At 42.6% G+C, this 21174-nt stretch carries 17 protein-coding genes; 15 read left to right on the top strand and 2 right to left on the bottom strand.

Annotated features, from left to right (window positions below; all coding sequences use genetic code 11):
• Positions 1–100 precede the first annotated feature (100 nt).
• The 3 genes from FO440_RS01255 (at position 101) to FO440_RS01245 (ending at position 5372) form a co-directional block, all read left to right on the top strand.
• Positions 101–847, top strand: a complete 747-nt coding sequence (locus FO440_RS01255; protein ID WP_144246413.1) for a segregation and condensation protein A — start codon at positions 101–103, stop codon at positions 845–847.
• Between the two features lie 121 nt (positions 848–968).
• Positions 969–2243, top strand: coding sequence for a serine hydroxymethyltransferase (locus FO440_RS01250; RefSeq protein WP_144246412.1), 1275 nt, complete (start codon positions 969–971; stop codon positions 2241–2243).
• A 3-nt stretch (positions 2244–2246) separates the two neighbouring features.
• Complete coding sequence (locus FO440_RS01245; RefSeq protein ID WP_144246411.1) at positions 2247–5372, top strand: PAS domain-containing protein; 3126 nt, start codon at positions 2247–2249, stop codon at positions 5370–5372.
• A gap of 103 nt (positions 5373–5475) precedes the next feature.
• Here the strand turns inward: FO440_RS01245 and FO440_RS01240 are convergent, their stop codons facing one another.
• Together FO440_RS01240 and rlmN are read right to left on the bottom strand one after the other, a co-directional pair.
• Positions 5476–6174 (bottom strand): ComF family protein, encoded by a 699-nt coding sequence (locus tag FO440_RS01240; protein WP_144246410.1) that lies wholly within the window; start codon positions 6172–6174, stop codon positions 5476–5478.
• A gap of 28 nt (positions 6175–6202) precedes the next feature.
• Positions 6203–7255, bottom strand: a complete 1053-nt coding sequence (gene rlmN, locus FO440_RS01235; RefSeq protein WP_394348354.1) for a 23S rRNA (adenine(2503)-C(2))-methyltransferase RlmN — start codon at positions 7253–7255, stop codon at positions 6203–6205.
• Positions 7256–7382: 127 nt separating this feature from the next.
• On the opposite strand from rlmN, the gene FO440_RS01230 reads away from it, so the two are divergent.
• The 12 genes from FO440_RS01230 to ruvA all read left to right on the top strand — a co-directional run bounded on the left by FO440_RS01230 (position 7383) and on the right by ruvA (position 21171).
• The gene (locus FO440_RS01230; protein WP_144246409.1) at positions 7383–8561 is read left to right on the top strand and encodes an amidohydrolase family protein; all 1179 of its coding nucleotides are present in this window, start codon (positions 7383–7385) and stop codon (positions 8559–8561) included.
• A 48-nt stretch (positions 8562–8609) separates the two neighbouring features.
• On the top strand, positions 8610–8894 hold the full coding sequence (locus tag FO440_RS01225) for an acylphosphatase (protein WP_144246408.1): 285 nt from the start codon (positions 8610–8612) through the stop codon (positions 8892–8894).
• Between the two features lie 66 nt (positions 8895–8960).
• Positions 8961–10448: an oligosaccharide flippase family protein gene (locus tag FO440_RS01220; protein ID WP_144246407.1), complete on the top strand. Its 1488-nt coding sequence runs from the start codon at positions 8961–8963 to the stop codon at positions 10446–10448.
• A gap of 5 nt (positions 10449–10453) precedes the next feature.
• Complete coding sequence (locus FO440_RS01215; protein WP_144246406.1) at positions 10454–12217, top strand: tetratricopeptide repeat protein; 1764 nt, start codon at positions 10454–10456, stop codon at positions 12215–12217.
• Positions 12195–13010 carry a DUF4292 domain-containing protein gene (locus tag FO440_RS01210; RefSeq protein ID WP_144246405.1) on the top strand — a complete coding sequence of 272 codons (816 nt, stop codon included), beginning with the start codon at positions 12195–12197 and terminating at the stop codon, positions 13008–13010. Before FO440_RS01215 ends, FO440_RS01210 begins: the two co-directional genes overlap by 23 nt.
• A gap of 21 nt (positions 13011–13031) precedes the next feature.
• Positions 13032–14312, top strand: coding sequence for a murein hydrolase activator EnvC family protein (locus tag FO440_RS01205; protein ID WP_144246404.1), 1281 nt, complete (start codon positions 13032–13034; stop codon positions 14310–14312).
• Between the two features lie 54 nt (positions 14313–14366).
• Positions 14367–14870 (top strand): Sec-independent protein translocase subunit TatA/TatB, encoded by a 504-nt coding sequence (locus FO440_RS24785; RefSeq protein WP_246104153.1) that lies wholly within the window; start codon positions 14367–14369, stop codon positions 14868–14870.
• A 30-nt stretch (positions 14871–14900) separates the two neighbouring features.
• Positions 14901–15065, top strand: a complete 165-nt coding sequence (tatA, locus tag FO440_RS01195; protein ID WP_144246403.1) for a twin-arginine translocase TatA/TatE family subunit — start codon at positions 14901–14903, stop codon at positions 15063–15065.
• Positions 15066–15157: 92 nt separating this feature from the next.
• Entirely contained in the window at positions 15158–16585 is a 1428-nt protein-coding gene (gene gatA / locus FO440_RS01190) for an Asp-tRNA(Asn)/Glu-tRNA(Gln) amidotransferase subunit GatA (RefSeq protein ID WP_144246402.1), read from the top strand.
• Positions 16586–16653: 68 nt separating this feature from the next.
• The gene (locus FO440_RS01185; RefSeq protein WP_144246401.1) at positions 16654–17913 is read left to right on the top strand and encodes a lytic transglycosylase domain-containing protein; all 1260 of its coding nucleotides are present in this window, start codon (positions 16654–16656) and stop codon (positions 17911–17913) included.
• Positions 17914–18067: 154 nt separating this feature from the next.
• Complete coding sequence (locus FO440_RS01180; protein WP_144246400.1) at positions 18068–20341, top strand: NADP-dependent malic enzyme; 2274 nt, start codon at positions 18068–18070, stop codon at positions 20339–20341.
• Positions 20342–20586: 245 nt separating this feature from the next.
• Positions 20587–21171, top strand: coding sequence for a Holliday junction branch migration protein RuvA (gene ruvA, locus FO440_RS01175; protein ID WP_144246399.1), 585 nt, complete (start codon positions 20587–20589; stop codon positions 21169–21171).
• Positions 21172–21174 lie beyond the last annotated feature (3 nt).

Genomic DNA, 21174 nt, shown 5'->3' with positions numbered 1-21174 from the left:
ATTAATAATTTATGGATTTTTAGCAGCAAATATTGACCCGAATTGACAGATGTTGCATTTTTTTGCTTTTTGAGATCAATTACGTGTATTTTTACCATCTATGGAGCAGGAAGGCTTTGAAATAAAGTTGCCGCAGTTTGAGGGGCCTTTTGACCTTTTGCTGTTTTTTATTGAGCGTGATGAACTGGAGATCCACGATATCCCTATTGCCCGTATTACCGACGATTTTTTAAATTATATCCACCAGATGGTGAGCCTTAATATTGAGCTTGCCAGCGAGTTTATTTTTGTGGCCGCTACCCTGATGCGGATCAAAGCTAAAATGCTGTTGCCCCGTCATGAAAGCGAAGATGGTGAGAACGAAATTGATAGCAAGGAAGAGCTGATCCGCAAGCTGATAGAATATAAAAAGTTTAAAGAGCTGTGCGACGAGATCCGTCCGCTTGAAGAAGAACGGTTGAAACAAGAGCGTCGCGGCAATATCCAATATGACCTTGAACAAGCCGAACGCGTAGCTACGCCGGGTGAGGAATTATCAGAGGTAAGCTTGTATAAACTGATGATGGTTTACAGCCGGTTGATGCGCAATTACCAAAACCGCAGCGAGGAAGTGACCCATACGGTAACGCAATATCCCTACACCATTGAAAAGCAAAAGAAAGCCATTGACGACCTGCTGCGGATCAATAAAATGATGGATTTTAAAGCCATCGCCAAAGAATCAGAAAATAAGGTGCATTTTGTATATAATTTCCTGGCTGTATTGGAGATGCTGCAGCAGGAATTGATAGATATACAGATTGGTTTGGGATATAATAACTTTTGGATCTCGGCGAGGGGTAATTGAGAAAAGGTTGTGTTACCCTAATGTTAACAACTCAAATTTACTCACATACCAAACTAATCTCCAACCAACTAACCTCTAATCGCTCAATGTTTATTAACTTTGCGGCGATTTTAATTATCACATGAAAAGAGACAAACTTATATTTAAGCTGTTAGACGAAGAGCAACAGCGCCAGGAAGAAGGCTTAGAATTGATAGCATCAGAAAACTTTGTTAGCAAGCAGGTTATGGAAGCTGCCGGCTCGGTTGCAACCAACAAATATGCCGAAGGTTTACCCGGAAAGCGTTATTATGGCGGCTGCCAGATAGTTGATGAGATTGAAACCATCGCCATTGAACGCGCTAAAGAATTGTTTAACGCCGAGTGGGTTAACGTGCAGCCGCACTCTGGCGCGCAAGCTAACGCGGCGGTTATGCTGGCCTGCTTACAACCCGGCGATAAAATATTAGGATTTGATCTTTCGCATGGCGGCCACTTAACACATGGTTCGGCTGTGAACTTTTCAGGTAAATTATATGAGCCGCATTTTTATGGAGTTAAAAAAGAAACCGGCTATGTTGATTATGAGCAACTTGAAAAAGTAGCGCTTAAAGAAAAGCCAAAAATGATCATCTGCGGTGCTTCGGCTTACTCGCGCGATTGGGATTATGCTTTTATCCGTAATGTAGCTGATAAGATCGGCGCTTTGGTATTGGCTGATATCTCACACCCTGCCGGTTTAATAGCACGTGGTTTATTGACAGATCCGCTGCCTTTTTGCCATATTGTTACCACTACTACCCACAAAACTTTACGTGGCCCGCGTGGCGGCATGATCATGATGGGTAAGGATTTTGAGAACCCATGGGGATTAAAAACACCAAAAGGCGAGATCAGAATGATGTCAAACCTTTTAGATATGGCTGTATTCCCGGGTACACAAGGCGGCCCGTTAGAACATATCATTGCCGCGAAAGCAATTGCCTTTGGCGAAGCCCTGTCTGATAACTATATGAAATATATCCTGCAGGTAAAGAAAAATGGCGAGGCTATTGCTAAAGCATTTATTGCTAAGGGGTATGAAATAGTATCAGGCGGTACTGATAATCATTTGGTATTGATTGACCTGCGCAACAAAAACGTAACCGGTAAAGCTGCCGAGAACGCTTTGGTAAAAGCAGATATTACAATTAATAAAAATATGGTACCTTACGATGATAAATCACCATTTATTACTTCAGGCATCCGTATAGGTACAGCTGCTGTAACCACCCGCGGAATGAAGGAAAAACAAATGGAAACCATAGTTGAATTAGTTGATGAAGTAATTAATGACCCTGAAAACGAACATTTGTTAGAGAAAGTGCGTAAAAAGGTTCATAAATTAACCGAAAAGTTCCCCTTATATAAAGAGTGATAAATGGTAAAAAAGCAATCTGTCTTATCTGATAGTGAGGCTAAGCGTTTAGACGCGCTTAGTTCATACAATGTACTTGATACACTGCCAGAGAAAGAGTATGATGCTATTACCCGTCTTGCCTCTTACATATGCCAGGTGCCTATCGCGCTCATTTCATTAGTTGATAGCGATAGGCAATGGATAAAATCTAAAGTCGGTATAGATATTTCTGAAACAACCCGCGAGGAGGCTTTTTGTAATTATACCATCCTGCATGATGAGTTACATGAAGTTCCGGACGCGAGCATAGATTCATTATTAAAAGATAATCCTTATGTTAGCGGCGAAGCGCATATCCGGTTTTATGCCGGGGCGCCATTGGTTGATCCTGACGGTAACCGCTTAGGCGCATTGTGTGTGGTTGATACGATACCACATAAACTTACCGAAGAACAACGCGAAGCCTTACAGACACTTGCCCGAGAGATCATGTCTCGCCTGGTATTGCGTAAAAAAACTACCGAGCTGGAAGGCTCTTTACAATTACACAAAGAATTTTTTAACCTGTTCGATACCTCGCCCGAGATCCATTTTATGGCCGGCAGGGATGGCAGTATCGAATTGATCAATAAAGCCGTAACCAATGTATTAGGCTATGAGCCTGAGCAGGCTATAGGCAAATCTTTATGGAGTTTTGTTGCCGGGAACGACCGCGGGCAATACGCGGCGATTATTGAAAAGGCAAAGACAAAAGGCCAGTCGTTTGAGATTGAGACCCGTACTATTGGGCTTAACGGACAAGAGAAATGGATAGACTGGTGCGGTGCCTATAAAAGTGGTAAATGGTATGCCAGCGGCCGTGATATTACCTATCAAAAACAACTATCGGCAGAGAAGGACCAGTTAGCCTTAGTGGCCAGCAAAATGATAAACGGTGTTGCTGTAAGCAACGCTGATGACAAGGTTGTCTGGATAAATAATGCTTTTGAAACGATAACCGGTTATGATTTCGCTGATGTAAAGGGCAAACGTTTACGCGATGTTTTTGTGCCTGATCGTAACAACATTGATAGTGTAAGGGATTATAACGCTAACATTCAAAGCAAGAAATCATATTCTGTACACGTATACGCTACCCGTAAGGATGGTGAACAGATCTGGCTATCGGTTATCACTACGGTGATATATGATGAGAATGGCGACGTTGAAAAATATATCCGCGTTATTGCCGATATAACCAGCCGTAAAACGGCCCAGAAAGACCTGGAAATACTATCATTCGCTTCTCGTAAATCGCCAAGTGGTATGCTTACCCGCGATGCCACAGGTATAGTAGTTTGGATGAACGAAGCCATGGAGCGCATAACTGGTTACACGCTTGCCGAAATGAAAGGTAAGCGGTTCGGTACTATTTTGCTGGGTGAGGATACCGATATGGATGTATACCATAACGCGGTGAAGGCGGTTCAGGAAAAACGGTCGTACGAGGCTGAGATCCTGATCTACAGAAAAGACAGGACTCCGGTTTGGGTATCCATGTCAAACAGTCCCTTGTTTAACGATGCGGGTGAAGTTGACCGGCAGGTAACTAACATGGTTGACGTTACTGAACGGAAAAGGGTCGAAACAGAGCTTAAGATGTTATCTCTTGTTGCAAGTAATACAACAAGTGGTGTTGTTATCAATAACAGCGAGGGCGAGATTGAATGGGTTAACAACGCGTTTGAAAAGATAACAGGTTACAATAATGATGATGTAAGGGCCAAGCATTTGGGCGACCTGTTGCAGGGTGAACTTACTGATACAGCCATTATTGAAAAAGGCAGAGAACTTTCAAGAATGAAAAAATCATTCGAGGTTGATTTGCTTGGCTATAAAAAAGACGGCACGCCAATTTGGGTAACGGTGATCAACTCTGTTATCCTGAATAGGGCAGGTGATGTTGATAAGTACATTGAGGTAGTTATAGATATATCCGCCAGGAAGAAAGTGGAGATGGAACTTGTGCAGGCTAAAGAAGAAGCAGTTTTGCTTAGCCGTGCAAAAGATATGTTCATATCGGTAATGAGTCATGAGATCCGTACGCCGTTGAACGCGGTGATTGGTATGTCGCGCTTGTTGTTAGATGATAACCCGCTCGAGTCACAAAAAGAAAATTTAGACATCCTGAAGTTCTCTGCAGATAATTTGTTGAAACTGATCAATGAGGTGCTTGATTTTACCAAGATCGAAACCGGTAACGTCGAGCTGGAAAAAGATGATGTCAACTTGAGAAATTTAGTACAGGGTATCGCTGGTTCTTTACAGTATCGCACCAAAGAAAAAGGGATTTATCTTAAAGCAGAGGTTGACCCTGCTGTACCCGAAACTGTAATAGGCGATAGCACCCGGCTTTCGCAAATATTGCTGAACATCATCAACAACGCGGTGAAGTTTACAGATGAGGGCGGTGTGAAGATTGAACTAAGCGTTGTTGACGAAACCAAAAAGACAGCACGAATCCGTTTCTCAATAATTGATACCGGTATTGGTATACCGGCTGATAAAATAAATACCATATTTGAATCATTTAAACAAGCCGAGGCAAGCACCACCCGTAAATATGGCGGTACAGGTTTAGGGTTAGCCATCAGTAAGCGATTGATAGAACTGCACGATTCGCGTGTGAACGTTGATAGCGAGGTTGGTAAAGGCTCAACCTTTTGGTTTACCGTAACATTTAATAAAACTAACGCTAAAAAGAACACTGTAATTACTGTGGGAGAAACCGGATTGAACATGAATGTGCTTGTTGTTGATGACAACCAGATAAACAGGCTGTTGGTTAACAAAATACTGACCAAGTGGGGCGCCGGTATTGACTTTGCCGAAAATGGTTTACAAGCCGTTGATAAGGTTGAGCACAATGAATATGATGTGGTGCTTATGGATATGCACATGCCTGTAATGGGCGGCCTGGAAGCTACACGAGTCATCCGCAGTAAGGCAGAACCTTATTTTAAACAATTACCCATAATAGCGTTAACGGCATCCATGCTGAGCAATGAGCTTGGCGAAATAACCGTAGCCGGTATGAACGACTTCATCCTGAAACCATTTGAGCCCCAGCACTTGTTTGAGAAGTTAAGCAGGTATCAGAAGCAGTAGTTTAGTGATTAGTTAATCAGAGATTAGAGGTTAGTTTTGTCTAAACTATAAAACGGTCCGGCCTAATCTCTAACCTCTAATTAACTAATCTCTACTCACTAACCTACTCCGCATACGCTATGGTAGCTATGCTTAGTTTAAGCCCCGGGATATTTAGCAGCGGTATGGCACAGGCCTCGAGTGTTGAGCCGGTGGTTACAATATCGTCAACCAGTAACACGTGTTTATCTTTTAGCCTCTCGGGGTTGTTTACCACAAATACTTCCTGCATGTTTTCAAACCGTGCAAAGCGCGACCGGTGGGTTTGTGTTTGCGTGGCTTTGGTTCGTACCAGGTTATTCTCTTCAACAACGGCCGGTAGCTTCTCTGCAAGCCCGTGCGCAAAGCAGGCGCTTTGGTTATAGCCACGTTCCTTTAAACGGCTTTTATGTAAAGGCACGGGGATGATATAGTCGACTCCGGCAAACTTTTCGTTTTTATTGAGCTGACTACCCGCTATGTTACCCAACAGGTTGCCAATTTGCTGCATGCCGTTATATTTAAAATGGTGCATCAGGTTTTGCACTTTTCCGCCTTTGGTAAAGTAGTAAAGGGCATAGGCTGTTTCTAAATTGATCTTTCCCCAAAACTGCCGGGCCACAATGTTGTCGGCGTGCAAATGGAAGTTGGTTTGCGGTAAATTATAAAGGCAATCGGTACAAATTATTTTTTCATGAGCTACCAGGTCATTCCCGCATGCGGGGCATAATTGCGGGAACAGAAGTGATAAGAAATCGGCCAGGTAACTGTTTTGCAGTTTCATGGGATTAAAGTAGTAAAAAGAAATGAACTTATTTTCCTTCTTTGATAGCCAACTGTCCGCAGGCAGCATCAATGTCTTTACCGCGGCTGCGGCGCAGGTGGGTGTTAACGCCGTTTTTGCGCAGGTGCTCGGCAAAGGCTTCTACCTTATCCTCGCCGGCGTTAATGTAGGCGGCAAATGATATGGGGTTGTATTCAATAATATTTACTTTACAAGGCAAATGCTTGCAGAATTGGGCCAGTTCGGCAGCGTCCTGTATGTTATCATTAAAGCCGTCAAAGATAATGTACTCGTAAGTTACCGGGTTTTTTGTTTTGGCGTAATAGTATTTCAATGCTTCGGCCAATGCCTTTAACGAGTTTTGCTCATTAATAGGCATAATGGTATTGCGTTTCTCGTCGTTAGCGGCGTGCAGGGATAGTGCCAGGTTAAACTTAACGCCGTCGTCGCCCAGTTTCTTGATCATTTTGGCAATGCCCGCGGTTGATACCGTGATGCGCTTGGCCGCCATGTTCAGCCCCTCTTCTGACGTTATCTTTTCTATCGAATCAATTACGTTCTTGTAATTCAGCAAAGGTTCGCCCATGCCCATGTAAACTATATTACTTAGCGGGATGCCATAGTTTTCGCGGGCCTGCTTGTCAATAAGCACCACCTGGTCGTAAATTTCGTCTGGATTAAGGTTGCGTTTACGCTCCATATATCCTGTAGCACAAAATTTACATGTAAGGCTGCAACCCACTTGCGACGATACACAGGCGGTCATTCTGCCAGGTGTCGGAATTAAAACGCCTTCAATTAAATGCTTATCATGTAAAATGAAAGAATTTTTTATAGTTTTATCAGCGCTAAACTGTGAATTACTTATTTGTACATTATTAATAACGAAACTGTTATCCAGCTTGGTGCGAAGTTCTTTTGAAATATTGCTCATCTCGTCGAACGAAAAGCATGATTTTTTCCATAACCATTCATAAACTTGTTTAGCCCTAAAGCCTTTTTCATCCATTTGGATAAAGTGCTTTTGCAGGGCTTCCAGGCTCAGGCTACGGATATCAATTTTCTCTTTTTCGGCAATCACGCCGCAAAAGTACGAAAAATAAAAAATCTATCTTTTTAAATCTATTGAATTAAAAACAATAACTTTAAGTTAATTGTATTAATTAAATGGATTAAGGTACGAGGGAGTAACTTGCATGTTATAACGAATGAAAATTTTTAGAGCCGATTACGTTTTTCCTATTAGTGCCGATCCAATAAAAGATGGTGTAATTACTGTTGATGATGTGGGTAAGATCATTGCAGTATCAGACCAAATACCTGCGGGTGCAGATGCTGTGCCTGTTGAGCAGTTGAATGGTATCATAACCCCCGGGTTTGTAAATACCCATTGCCATGTTGAGCTATCGCACCTGCACGGCAAGATCCCTGAAAGCGGCGGCCTGGTTGAATTTATAAAAGGCATCCAGCAGTTGCGTAATTCTGATCCTAAAGAAATAGAGGCCGCGGCAATAAAAGCCGATAATGATATGTACGAAAACGGCATTGTTGCAGTAGGCGATATATCAAACAGCAATGTAACTATCCCGGTTAAAGCCAAAAGCAAACTGTACTATCATACATTTGTTGAAACCTTTGGTTTTACGCCCGAGCGTGCCGACGCTGTATTTAACAATGCTTTAGACCTTGCTGCTCAATTTAAGCCGCAGTCCTGCTCGGTAACCCCGCATGCACCATATTCAGTATCGAAAGAATTATTTAAGCTGATAAAAAAATATAGCGACGCCAATCCTAACAAAAACCTCATCAGTATACATAACCAGGAGTGCGAGGACGAGAATAAATTTTACAGGTATAAACTGGGTAGCTTTAATGATCTGTATGCCCACTTCGGTATTGATATCAGCTATTTTAAGCCGCAGGCGCGTAATTCGCTGCAATCGGTAATACCTCTGTTAACTAGTAAACAGGATATTTTGATGGTACATAACACCTGTACCAATTTAAAGGACATCTATTTTATAAAACGTTTTGACCGCCGCATCCATTGGTGCTTTTGCCCCAATGCAAATCTGTATATTGAAAACAGCCTGCCTAAAATAGACCTGTTTTTAAACCAGGGTTTTAATATTACCCTGGGTACTGATAGCCTGGCATCAAACAATAAATTGTGCATCCTAAGCGAGATGCGCACGCTGCAACAAAAATTCCCGTCGTTAAGTACCGAAATACTATTGCAATGGGCGACAATAAACGGGGCCACTTACCTGGGCATAGATAAAGAAAAGGGTACCCTGGAACGCGGCAAAACACCCGGCCTTAACCTGATAACCGGCCTTGATAATATGACGATAACGCCCGATACTAAGGTTAGACGCCTGATCTGATAGCGTGCACCCAACGTTTTGACTTTTTAATTTTTACTTTTGCCTTATATGAAGCATCTGGATATTACGGTTAAAGGCAAGGTACAAGGCGTGTTTTACCGCGCAGCAACAAAAGCTGTAGCCGACCAGTTGGGTATTCGCGGTACTGTTAAAAATCAGCCCGATGGCGATGTTTTTATTGAAGCCGAAGGCGAACCCGCCATGCTCGATATGTTTTTAGACTGGTGCCATGAAGGTCCGCAGGATGCCGAAGTAACCACTGTTGAAACTAATGAGGGCGAATTAAAAAACTATCGTAATTTTGAAGTATTAAAAAGGGGATTGTTTAAATGATCCGGTACATAGCGATGGGTTTTAAACCCATCGCTATGTACGAATAGGAAAATAATACGCTAACTATTGTCAACAGCTAAAAAATTTGCCGGGCAAACCGCCATATACGGGTTAAGCACCATTGTACGTCGTCTTTTAAGCGCCTTACTAACGCCTCTTTTTACCGGCGCATATTTACCCAAGGTTTATAGTATTTTTAGTACCATGTTTAGCTACGCCTCAATCTTCCAGGCTGTGCTGTCATTTGGGATGGAAACTACTTTTTTCAGGTATCTGAATAAGTACCCGGATAGCAAAAAACAGGTTTACAATAATGGTTTTTGGGTAATACTGGCAGTAACAATTGCATTTTTGCTTTTAACATTGCCTTTTACGCATACACTGGCCGGGCTCATCAAAATAGGTAAAGACATACCACAATCAGAATTTGAGCTTTTTATAAAGTACTTTATAGCCATTTTAATATTGGATGCCTGGTGTGTTATCCCCTTTGCCAAACTCCGGGCAGATGGCAGGCCGATAAAATATGGGATTATTAACGTCATTAATATCGTTATCACTTGTTTTTTCAATATTCTCTTTATCCTGATCATACCTTATTGGATAAAACATGAATTAAGCGGCTGGCAATGGCTGTCAAGCTGGTATGTGCATGGTTGGGTTGCCTATGCTTTCTTGTCAAATCTGATAGCAAGCTTTGTAACGTTGTTATTGTTATTACCTGAATTATTTCAACTGCAGTTGAAGTTTGATAAGGCCATGGCCAAACAGATGTTGATATATAGTCTTCCTATATTAGTAGCTAACTTGTCGTACATTGTAAATGAAAACCTGGATAAGCTGTTGTTAGGTAAACTGCTGCCGGCAAATATTAGTGAACATGAAGTAGGGGTTTATTCGGCTTGTGCAAGACTGTCAATTTTTGCAAGCATATTTAACCAGGCTTTCAGGATGGGAGCCGAACCTTTCTTTTTTAGTCACGCAAAAAATAAAAATGCAGGCAACACTTACGCCAAAATAATGGATTACTTTGTTATCACTATGTGTATGATGTTTTTGGGGGTAGTTGCAAATATCGAAATATTGAAGCATTATGTAAATAACAGAGCATACTGGGTAGGCCTTGACGTAGTGCCGCCGTTGTTGTTTGGATACGTAGCATTGGGGGTTTATATGAATTTGTCTGTATGGTATAAACTATCAGACCAAACAAGATATGGCCTATACATATCCGGGCTTGGCGCTATTGCTACCATTGTATTAAACGTTATTTTTATTCCTAAATACAGCTATATGGCTTCTGCCTGGACATCGCTTGCTGCTTACACCATTATGATGGTATTATCGTATATATGGGGACAAAAAAATTATCCAATACCCTATAACTTAAAAAAAAATCTTGCGTATATCATTTCTTCAGTTGTACTCGTTTACTTATCATTCTACATATTTAAAAGAAATATACTTGTAGGTAATGCTTTGCTGATACTATTTGTAGGAGGTGCTTATTTTGTCGAACAAAAAGAACTAAAAGCTATATTTAAAAGAAAGTAAAAGGGATGATTGTAAGAGGCTACAGCCAATCAAAAACGAAAGCACAACAGAAGAAATATCTGTTATGTATTGGGTTTTGTTGCCTGTTTTTAAACTCTTTTGCACAATCGCCCAAAAAAACATCTGTTGAAACAAGTGTAGACAGCGACGCGGTAGAAAACCTTTTCCTATCGGCCCTGCGCGAAAAAACCATTGAGAATAAGATACAGGCCGCAGACCTGTTTAACAAGATCCTGGTTATTGATCCTGCTAATGACGCTGCACTTTATGAACTGGCCAATATCGATAAGCAGCAAAACAAATATACCGAGGCCCAGCCGCTGTTAGAAAAAGCCGTAACCATTAAACCCGATAACGAATGGTACTGGTCGGCATTGGCTGATGTTTATGAGAAAAGCAATAACATAGCCAAGCTTGATAATGTATTTGCCCAGTTGATAAGGATCAATCCGGACAAAGTTGATTATTATTACGATAAAGCCAATGCCTATTTTTTAAGCAACAAGTATGACGAGGCCCTTGGGGTTTATGACCAGATAGAAAAGATAAGCGGTACAACCGACGACCTGATACTTAACCGGCAAAAGATCTATTTAAAGCAAGGCAAGGTAGATAAGGCCGCCGCCGGTTTAGAGCAAATGATAGCCACAAACCCCGGCCAGGTAAAATATTATTTGTTACTGGCAGAGATCTATACATCAAACAATGCAAGCGATAAAGCTTTAAAAATTTTGGAACAAGCCAGGAGCGTTGACCCTAATAACGCGCTGGTACACCTCGCGCTGGCCGATAATTATCGCGAAAAGAATAATATTGACGCAAGCTATAAAGAACTGCAACTGGCCTTTACAAACCCTGATCTGAATATCGATCAGAAAATACGCATTGTGGTAGGTTATTTCCCTAAGTTTTCTGAACCAAAAGCAAGATCAGGAGCCCTGGCAAGCGCGCTTGAGCTGAGCCGGATAATTGTAAATATTCACCCTACTGAAGCTAAAGCATACGCGCTATACGCGGATGTGCTGGTACAGAATGAAAAATATGATGAAGCCAAAACCAATTACGCAAAATCGATAGCGCTTAATGGCCAGGTTTATGAAACCCGCGAGCAGTTGGTGCGCATAGAGATGAGCAATAACGATATGGACGGCGTGATCAAAGATGGTGAAACCGCCCTGTCTTTTTTTCCTAACCAGGGATGGATGAACTATTTTGTTGGAACCGCCTGGATGCAAAAAAAAGAGTATAAAAAAGCGTTAAGCTATTTAAAAAACACGGTATCTGTCGAGTTTCAGGATAAGGAGTTGTTGTCATTAAGTTATTCACAGCTTGGCGATTGTTACCATGCCATGCAGGATAATAAAAGTTCTGACGTGTCATACGATAAGTCGCTGAGCTTTAATCCGGATAATAAATACACGCTTAACAACTATGCCTATTACCTGTCGGTAAGGGGCGAGCAGTTAGATAAGGCGTCGGCAATGGCTAAGCATGCCAATGAGTTGGAAGCCGATAACGCGTCGTTTGAAGATACTTATGCCTGGATCTTGTTCAAGCAAAAAAATTATAAAGATGCTAAAGTGTGGATGGAGAAGGCGCTGCAGCACGGTAAAAATAAAAGTGCCGTACAAACAGAACATTATGGCGATATCCTGTTTTATTTAGGGGATACGGAAGGTGCCGTACAAAACTGGAAAAAAGCGAAGGAATATGGCTCAACCTCGCCGGCTTTAGATCGTAAAATAAATGAGAAAAAATACAGTGAATAAAATATTAATAGCTTGTTGCCTGCTGGCAATGGTAAGTTGCAAAGCGCGCAAAAAGGCAATGACTACTACAACTGCCCCGCAAGTAAACAATACAGTTAGCACGCCAACCACCCCGCCCGATATTAATGTGGTAAAAAATCAGCTGGTGGTTATAAAAAGCAACCAGGTAAATTTTAATACCTTCTCCGGCAAGGCAAACACCAAGCTGGATATTAACGGCAACAGCAATGATGTTACGCTGAATATCCGCATCAGCAAGGATAAAAAGATCTGGGTATCCGTAACCGCGCTGCTGGGCATAGAGGTAGCCCGCGCATTGATCACTCCTGACAGTATCAAGGTGCTTAACAAACTGCAGGGCTTGTACCTTAAAAAGCCTTTCGGTTATATTTATAAATATGCCAGCAGGCAGGTTAATTACAAAACCATTGAATGTTTACTGGTAGGCAATGCCATGCCCGAATTGCTGACAGAAAACAGCAGCATAAAAACAGATATGGGCAATGTAACCTTGTCTGGTAGTTTGCAGGAACTGGTGTACAGCTTAGTACTGGGTACCAATATGCATGTTACGCAATTTAACCTTTCCAACAATGATGCAGGGCAAGCCTTGCTGGTGAATAACAGCAATTTTATACAGGCTGCAAACCGGTTGGTGCCATCTAAAATTGATATTTTGTCGACCATTAAAGACAAAAAGATCCAGGCAAATTTGCAATATACCAAGGTGGATTTTGATCAGCAATTAGATTTTCCTTTCAATATTCCGGAAAGATACGCTCAGGCCGAGTAAAAATTAATATTTTTGGACCGGATGAAATTTTTAAAAGTACTATTCCTGGTGATTTGCGTTTTCGGAGCGCTAAGTGTTCACGCACAAAGCAGTAGTGAACTGAAAAAGCAGCGCGACAGAATAAATGATGAGCTGGATCAGCTTAATCGTGAATTGCAGGAAACGCAAAACAATAAAAAATCAACCCTAAAACAGCTTAATATCTTAAAAGCGCAAATAAACCTGCGCGAACAAAAAATAACAGTGATCAACTCTGAAGTAAGGACTTTGGACAGCCAGATCTCGGAAAGTACCAACACGGTACATGACCTGCAGGGCCAGCTTGAACTGTTAAAGAAAAAGTATGCCGATATGGTGTTGTTTGCCTATCGCAACCAAAGCGGTTATAATAAGCTGATGTTTATTTTTGCCGCCAAAGATTTTAACCAGGCCTATAAAAGATTAAAATATCTACAGCAATTTGCAACCTACCGCGAACGGCAGGCGGCATCAATTGAGGGTAAGCAAAAAGACCTTCATGTTAAAATAGTTGAGTTAGATAAAACTAAGGAGCAGAAACATACGTTACTAGTAGACCAGGAGAAAGAAAAAGAAACGCTTGGTAAAGAAAGAAATAACCAGTCGGCTACGGTAAAAGACCTTTCAAAACAAGAGAAACAATTAAGGAGCCAATACCAGGCAAAACAAAGGGAAGTATCTAAGATAACACGCCAATACGCAAGGGCTGTAATTGAAGAAGAAAGGCGGAAGGCCGAAGAAGAAGCAAGGGCGGCAGCGGCAAGGGCCAAAGCGGCAGCCGCAGCGGCAAATAAAGATGCTCCTGCTGTTAATACCAAGCCACTGGCACGTAAAACCAACAGCGAGATATTAAACGCGACGCCTGAAGCTGCAAAACTATCAAGCGACTTTTTGGGTAACCGCGGCAGGTTGCCATGGCCGGTGGCCAACGGAGAAATTACCCAAGGCTTTGGCGCTTATATGACCGATGGTATAAGAAGCGAAAGTACCGGTTTGGATATCCGTACCAACAATGGCGCGTCGGTAAGAACGGTTTTTGAAGGTACGGTGTCAAAAGTGCAGAATGTGTTAGGTACCTGGCTGGTAATTATCAGGCATGGTGAGTACCTGACAGCGTATTCAAACCTGAAATCGGTAACGGTATCGTCAGGGCAAAAGGTTGATACCAAACAATCACTGGGCTCTGCAGCTACGGATGCGGTAACCGGCGAAACACAGGTGCACTTTGAACTATATAAAGCCGGCACTCCTGTTGACCCCAAGATTTGGCTGGCCGATAGGTAATTTGATTTTGTAAGATATTAATTGTTTATATTTGTACCCTTAATTAGAGAGAATATGTTGAGTTCAGTTTTTTTGTTTTTTGAATTTACAGCGCCCGAGATAATGCTCATTTTATTTGTGACATTATTGCTTTTTGGCGGTGATAAATTACCCGGCCTGGCAAAGGGTTTAGGCAAGGGTATCCGTGAGTTTAAAGATGCGTCAGAAGGTGTGAAACGTGAGATAAATAACCAGATTGACAACTACGAAAATAAAAAGAAGGAAGAGCCGGCCACCACTGCCGAAGCAGCAGCGCCCCTGATCGCGGAACATTCAACCGATAACGTTGATGGAAAAGCGCCTGAAAATGTAACCGAAGAAGTAAAACCGGAAGCGCCTAAAGTAGCTAATACCATACCGGCCGGACAAACCCAGGCAGCCACAGATAATGTTGGACATACACATTATGACGGCACGCCTGAGAGTGATGAACATCTTTATAATCACTATAAAGGTATTTCTGAAAACCATGAAGCCGCGACTGACGTATCTGAAGCAGGTAAAACAATACATAAATAATATTTATCAATTATATTAAACTTTTAGATTATGGGATTAGATGGTCCAGTAGTATTTGTCATCCTGATAGTAGTATTGCTATTGTTTGGTGGTAAAAAAATACCTGAGTTAATGAAAGGCTTAGGTAAAGGCGTAAAAGAATTTAAAGACGCACAAGACGGCAAAGCCGCTGACGACGAAAAGCCTAAAGCTTAATCATAAGGCACTATTTGTATACTTGTTACTTAATAATACTTATCCGTTAAAATAATTTCTATTTCGACGGATAAGTTTTTTATTTTCGGCCCATGACTAAATTTTATTCCTCTTTAAGTGAGATAAAGAGTGGGTTACAAAGCGGTAAAATTACTGTTGTAGGGCTGGTAAAGAATTACCTGAGTCAAATTGAACAAAATGCCCACTTAAATGCTTTTAACGAAGTATTTGGCCAGGAGGCATTACTACGCGCAAGAGATCTTGATATTCGCCTTAAGCAGGGCAAAGTCGGCAAATTGGCCGGTATGGTTATCGGTATAAAAGATAATATCTGTTATAAAGACCATAAAGTAAGTGCTTCATCCAAAATTTTATCGGGTTTTGAGTCCATCTATTCGGCAACTATAGTTGAGCGGTTGTTGGCAGAAGATGCCATTATTATAGGCCGCTGCAATTGCGATGAGTTTGCCATGGGCGCGTCTAACGAATCATCATACTATGGCCCGGTAAAAAACTATGCTGATCAAACAAAGGTCGCGGGCGGTTCGTCCGGCGGCTCGGCGGTTGCGGTGCAGGCCAATATGTGCCTTGCGGCAATCGGTACAGATACCGGTGGCTCGGTAAGGCAGCCAGCTTCGTTTTGCGGAGTAGTGGGTTTAAAGCCTACTTACGGTCGTGTATCAAGGCATGGATTAATTGCCTATGCTTCTTCTTTCGACCAGGCAGGGCCTATCACCCGGTCGGTTGAGGATGCCGCGCTATTGTTAGAAGTAATGGCAGGTGCCGATGAATATGACAGTACCACCGCGCACAAGCCGGTGCCATCTTACAGTGCTGATCTGCAAAAATCAACCGGGAAAAAGAAGATCGCTTATTTGCAGGAATCATTATCAAGCCCCGGTGTTGACGAGCAGGTTAAAAGCGTACTGATACAAACTATAGATAAATTACGCGCCGAAGGCCATACTGTTAAACCGATAGCTTTTGAATATTTAGACTACCTTGTGCCTGCTTATTATATATTGGTTACCGCCGAAGCATCATCAAATCTGGCACGTTTTGATGGTGTTCATTATGGCTATCGCAGCAAATCGGCTAATGATCTGGCATCTACCTACAAACGTTCACGCTCTGAAGGTTTTGGTAAGGAAGTAAAACGCCGCATTATGCTGGGTACCTTTGTGCTTAGCGCGGGCTATTATGATGCTTATTATGCCAAAGCGCAAAAGGTACGAAGGCTGATCCAGGAGAAAACAAAAGCAATTTTTGCCGAATACGATTTTATACTGATGCCGACCGCGCCAGAGCCTGCGTTTAACATTGGTAAAGAAGAGGTTGACCCGGTAGTAAGCTATTTGGCCGATATCTTTACCGTACAGGCATCGTTAACCGGGGTGCCGGCAATTTCTTTGCCCGTGGGCAATAACAATAAAGGATTGCCGTTAGGTTTACAATTATTAGCCAAACATTTTGACGAACAAGAATTGTTGAATTTCTCCAAATATTTCCTGGAGCTATAATAATTTAATAGATTAGTAAAACTTTTGCGCATAATACAGCGTATACGCAGTACCCCTTAAATAAAAGAATGAAGAGAATTGTAATTTTTACCACTTTCCTCTTATCACTGCAAATTGTAAAAGCTAATTCGATAGCGGCCGCCGGTACCGGTAACAACCTGCCAAAAAATACAGGTGACACCGCTGTAAATAACTCACTGGCCTTTTCGGGTTCCATATTTAAACTTCGTTTGGATTCTATCCAGCAGGAAGTGCCGCTGGATTATAACGAATATGTACAAACTTATATTGACCTGTACACCCGCCACAAGGAAGAAATGAGCCATGTACTTGGCCTTGCCAAATATTACTTCCCCATTTATGAAAAGATCTTTCATGACGCAGGTATCCCGACCGAGATAAAATACTTATCTATTGTTGAATCAAAGCTTGATCCTAACGCGGTATCAAGGGTTGGCGCTACAGGCCCATGGCAGTTCATGACTACCACGGCCAAGATCTATGGCTTGAACATGGATAGTTATATTGATGAGCGGCGCGACCCGATACAAGCCAGTTATGCCGCCGCCGCTTACTTAAAGGATGCTTACCAGGAGTTTGGCGATTGGCTGTTGGCCATAGCTTCATACAATTGCGGGAAAAGCAGTGTAGAACGTGCCATTGAAAAAGCCGGGGCAATGGATTTTTGGTCCATCCGCCAGTATTTACCGCCCGAAACAAGAAACTATGTGCCTGCTTATATCGCCATGTCATATGTGATGAACTATGGTAAGAAGCATAGCATTATTCCTGATATTCTGAATTTTCACCCCACTACAGATACACTGATGGTTGACCGTATGGTTGAACTGGGTAATGTAGCCAGGGCGCTTAATACCAACCTGAACGATCTGACCATGTTGAACCCGGCATATAAAAGACTGATCATTAATGGTGCTGTAGGTGCGCCGCGCCGTTTAATTATCCCACGGGCTAATCATAGAAACTACTCGGCTTTGTACAATGTGTTAAACGGTATCAATGATCCGGTACTGTTGCTACCGTTGCCTACGGTTGCTGCCGCCTCCATCCCGGTACCGGCCCCTGTGCCTGCTTACACACCTGCGACTTACGTTGCGGCGACAAGGGCTGCTGCACCTGCGGCTACCGCTGCACCGGCTAACCCGGAATATTACATAATTAAAGCAGGCGAAACGTTAGAGCAGGTTGCTGCCCACCACGGGTTGAACGTGCGCGATGTAAGGGCTTGGAATAATATTCCGGAAGGACAGTTACCGGCCGGTCAAAAAGTGATATTGAACCCTGTGGCCAAGATCACCAAGCTTTAGCTAATAGAAAAGATATGAATTGAACCGGTGAGGAGTATGTCCGTCACCGGTTTTTTGTTGATGTATAAATTGGTTCTATTGTATCATTTTTTAACATTTTAAGCGACTTTATCCCATATAAAAAGCGTTAACTTTGATCCTTGAATTTGAGACCGTGGATAAATCTAATCGTAAACAGGACGCGCTAAACTACCATTCTAAAGGGCGTCCCGGTAAAATACAGGTAATCCCTACCAAGCCAACCAACTCGCAGCGCGATCTGACAATGGCTTACTCACCGGGTGTTGCCGAGCCATGTTTGCGCATTGCCGAAAACGTTGACGATGTTTACAAATACACAGCCAAAGGTAACCTGGTTGCTGTGATCAGTAACGGTACGGCTGTTTTGGGCTTGGGCAACATAGGCCCGGAGGCCAGTAAGCCGGTAATGGAAGGCAAGGGCCTGCTGTTTAAGATCTATGCGGATATTGACGTGTTCGACCTGGAATTAAACGCCAAATCTGTTGATGAATTTGTAACCATAGTAAAGGCACTCGAGCCGACCTTTGGTGGAATAAATTTAGAGGATATATCGGCACCAACCTGCTTCGAGATAGAACGCAGGCTTAAAGCCGAAATGAAGATCCCGGTGATGCATGATGATCAGCACGGTACGGCCATCATATCGGGCGCGGCGTTGCTGAATGCCTGCGAGATACAGGGTAAAAAGCTGGATAAAATAAAAATGGTAATTAACGGGGCCGGCGCTGCCGCGGTGTCCTGCTCAAAAATATATTTGTCGTTAGGTGTAAAAAAAGAGAACCTGGTCATGTTTGACATTAACGGGCTGATCACACCAAACCGCACCGACCTTGACGAAATGCGCCTGCAATTTGCTACCGAGCGCAAAGGTATTGATACGCTTGCCGATGCTATGAAGGATGCCGATGTGTTCATTGGTTTATCGGCAGGCAATGTGGTAACACCTGATATGCTGCGTGCCATGGCTAAAAATCCTATTGTGTTTGCCATGGCTAATCCTGAGCCGGAGATAGCTTATGATCTGGCAATAACCTCGCGTAAGGATATTATCATTGCAACCGGCCGTTCTGATTTCCCTAACCAGGTAAATAATGTACTGGGTTTCCCTTATATTTTCAGGGGTGCATTGGACGTACGGGCGAGTGCCATTAATGAAGAAATGAAACTGGCCGCGGTATATGCTATCGCCGGTATAGCCAAAAAGCCTGTTCCCGAAGCAGTGAATCTGGCCTACAACGCCAAGAACCTGAAATTTGGCCGCGAGTATATCATCCCCAAACCAATGGATCAGCGGTTAATAACCGAGGTTTCGTCGGCAGTGGCAAAGGCGGCTATCGCATCGGGTGTGGCGCGTAAAGTAATTACCGATTGGGATGCTTACACCGAAGAGTTAAGATCAAAAGTAGGGGATGATGATAAGCTGCTGCGTAACATCACTAATATAGCTAAGAGCAACCCTAAACGCGTTGTATTTGCCGATGCGGATAACTACAAGATACTACGTGCCGCCCAGATAGTAAAAGACGAGGGCATTGCTACCCCCATATTGCTGGGTGATAAACAGAAGATCAAACAGATCATTAAAGAAACTGAACTGGAGATTGGTGATGTAGAGATCATCGACCCGCATTTGGGTACCAAGCGGTCTGAAGAGTATGCACAGTATTATTTTAAAAAGCGCCAGCGCCGGGGTATCACTTTGTTTGAAGCCCGCCAGGTGATGACCGATCATAACTATTACGGTGCCTGCATGGTGCAATTTGGCGAAGCCGATGCGCTGATATCCGGCCTGAGCAAAAATTACGCTACTACCGTTAAGCCTGCACTGCAGATCATCGGTACAGAAAAAGGCGTGCGCCGGGTGGCTGGTATGTATATGATGATCACACAAAAAGGCCCTGTGTTTTTTGGCGATACCACGGTAAATGTAAACCCTACGGTTGAGGAACTGGTGGATATTACGGTATTGATAGAGCGGTCTGTTAAGCAATTCAACATCAATCCGCGGGTGGCTATTTTATCTTACTCCAACTTTGGATCGAACGAGGGGCCGATACCTGAAAAAACCAGGGAGGCTGTGCAGCTATTGCATGACAAATATCCTGATATGATAGTGGACGGTGATATGCAGGCCAACTTTGCGTTAAACGCGTCTTTACTGGCAGACAATTTTCCTTTCTCGACATTAAAGGGCAGGGCAGCAAATACGTTGATTTTCCCTAATTTGGAGTCGGGTAATATTGCCTATAAACTTTTGCAGGAAATAGGAAGCGCCGAGGCCGTAGGCCCGATATTGCTGGGTCTGAAAAAGCCGGTACACGTATTACAGTTAGACAGCTCTGTTCGCGAAATTGTAAACATGGTTACCATTGCTGTGGTAGACGCGCAGGCGAAAGCGGATAAGTAGAGATTAGTGATTAGTTAATTAGAGATTTTAACTGTTTTGTTTCACGCGAGTGTGAAACAGATGAAACAAGTGAAACAAGATTTTTGGTTAATTAATTGAAAATAAACAGATTAATAAAAAATGGTGAAACAGAATGAAACAAGATCATAGCCTTTAGATAACATTTGAACAGATTTGTGATCAGTTTTTTAATATTCCGGTTTAAGCTTTTAGCTTTGGCCTTTTACCTTTAACCTAAATAAAATATGTACGCTTATATTGATGGTAAATTAGTTTTTAAAAGCCCGGCTTATGTGGTGATCGATGCAAATGGGGTGGGCTATCACATCAATATATCCCTTAACACCTATTCATTACTGGGCGATGCCGAGCGTTGTAAACTTTTTACCTGGCTGCACGTAAAAGAAGACGCGCATACCCTGTATGGCTTTGCTGACGAAGGCGAGCGCAGGTTGTTTTTACACCTGATCTCGATATCAGGCATAGGGCCAAACACAGGTAGAATGATGCTGTCATCCATAACACCTTTAGAGATACAGACCGCAATTATTAATGGCAATGTTTCGTTAATACAGCGTATTAAGGGGATAGGGCCAAAATCAGCGCAGCGGGTAATATTGGAGTTGCAGGATAAGTTGCGTAAAGAGGGTTCTGAAACATTAAATACGGCGCCGGTTGCAGCCTCTGTTAAGGATGAGGCACTTGCCGCGTTGGTAATGCTGGGCTTTGCCCGTAATGCCGCAGAAAAGGTATTGGATCAGGAATTAAATAAAAACGGCGGAACTGTAACTGTTGAACAGCTTATTAAATTCGCTTTAAAAAGTTTATAATTA

The organism is Mucilaginibacter corticis (genome assembly GCF_007558865.1).
GTDB lineage: Bacteria > Bacteroidota > Bacteroidia > Sphingobacteriales > Sphingobacteriaceae > Mucilaginibacter > Mucilaginibacter corticis.
This window is presented reverse-complemented; position numbering and strand designations above follow the sequence as displayed.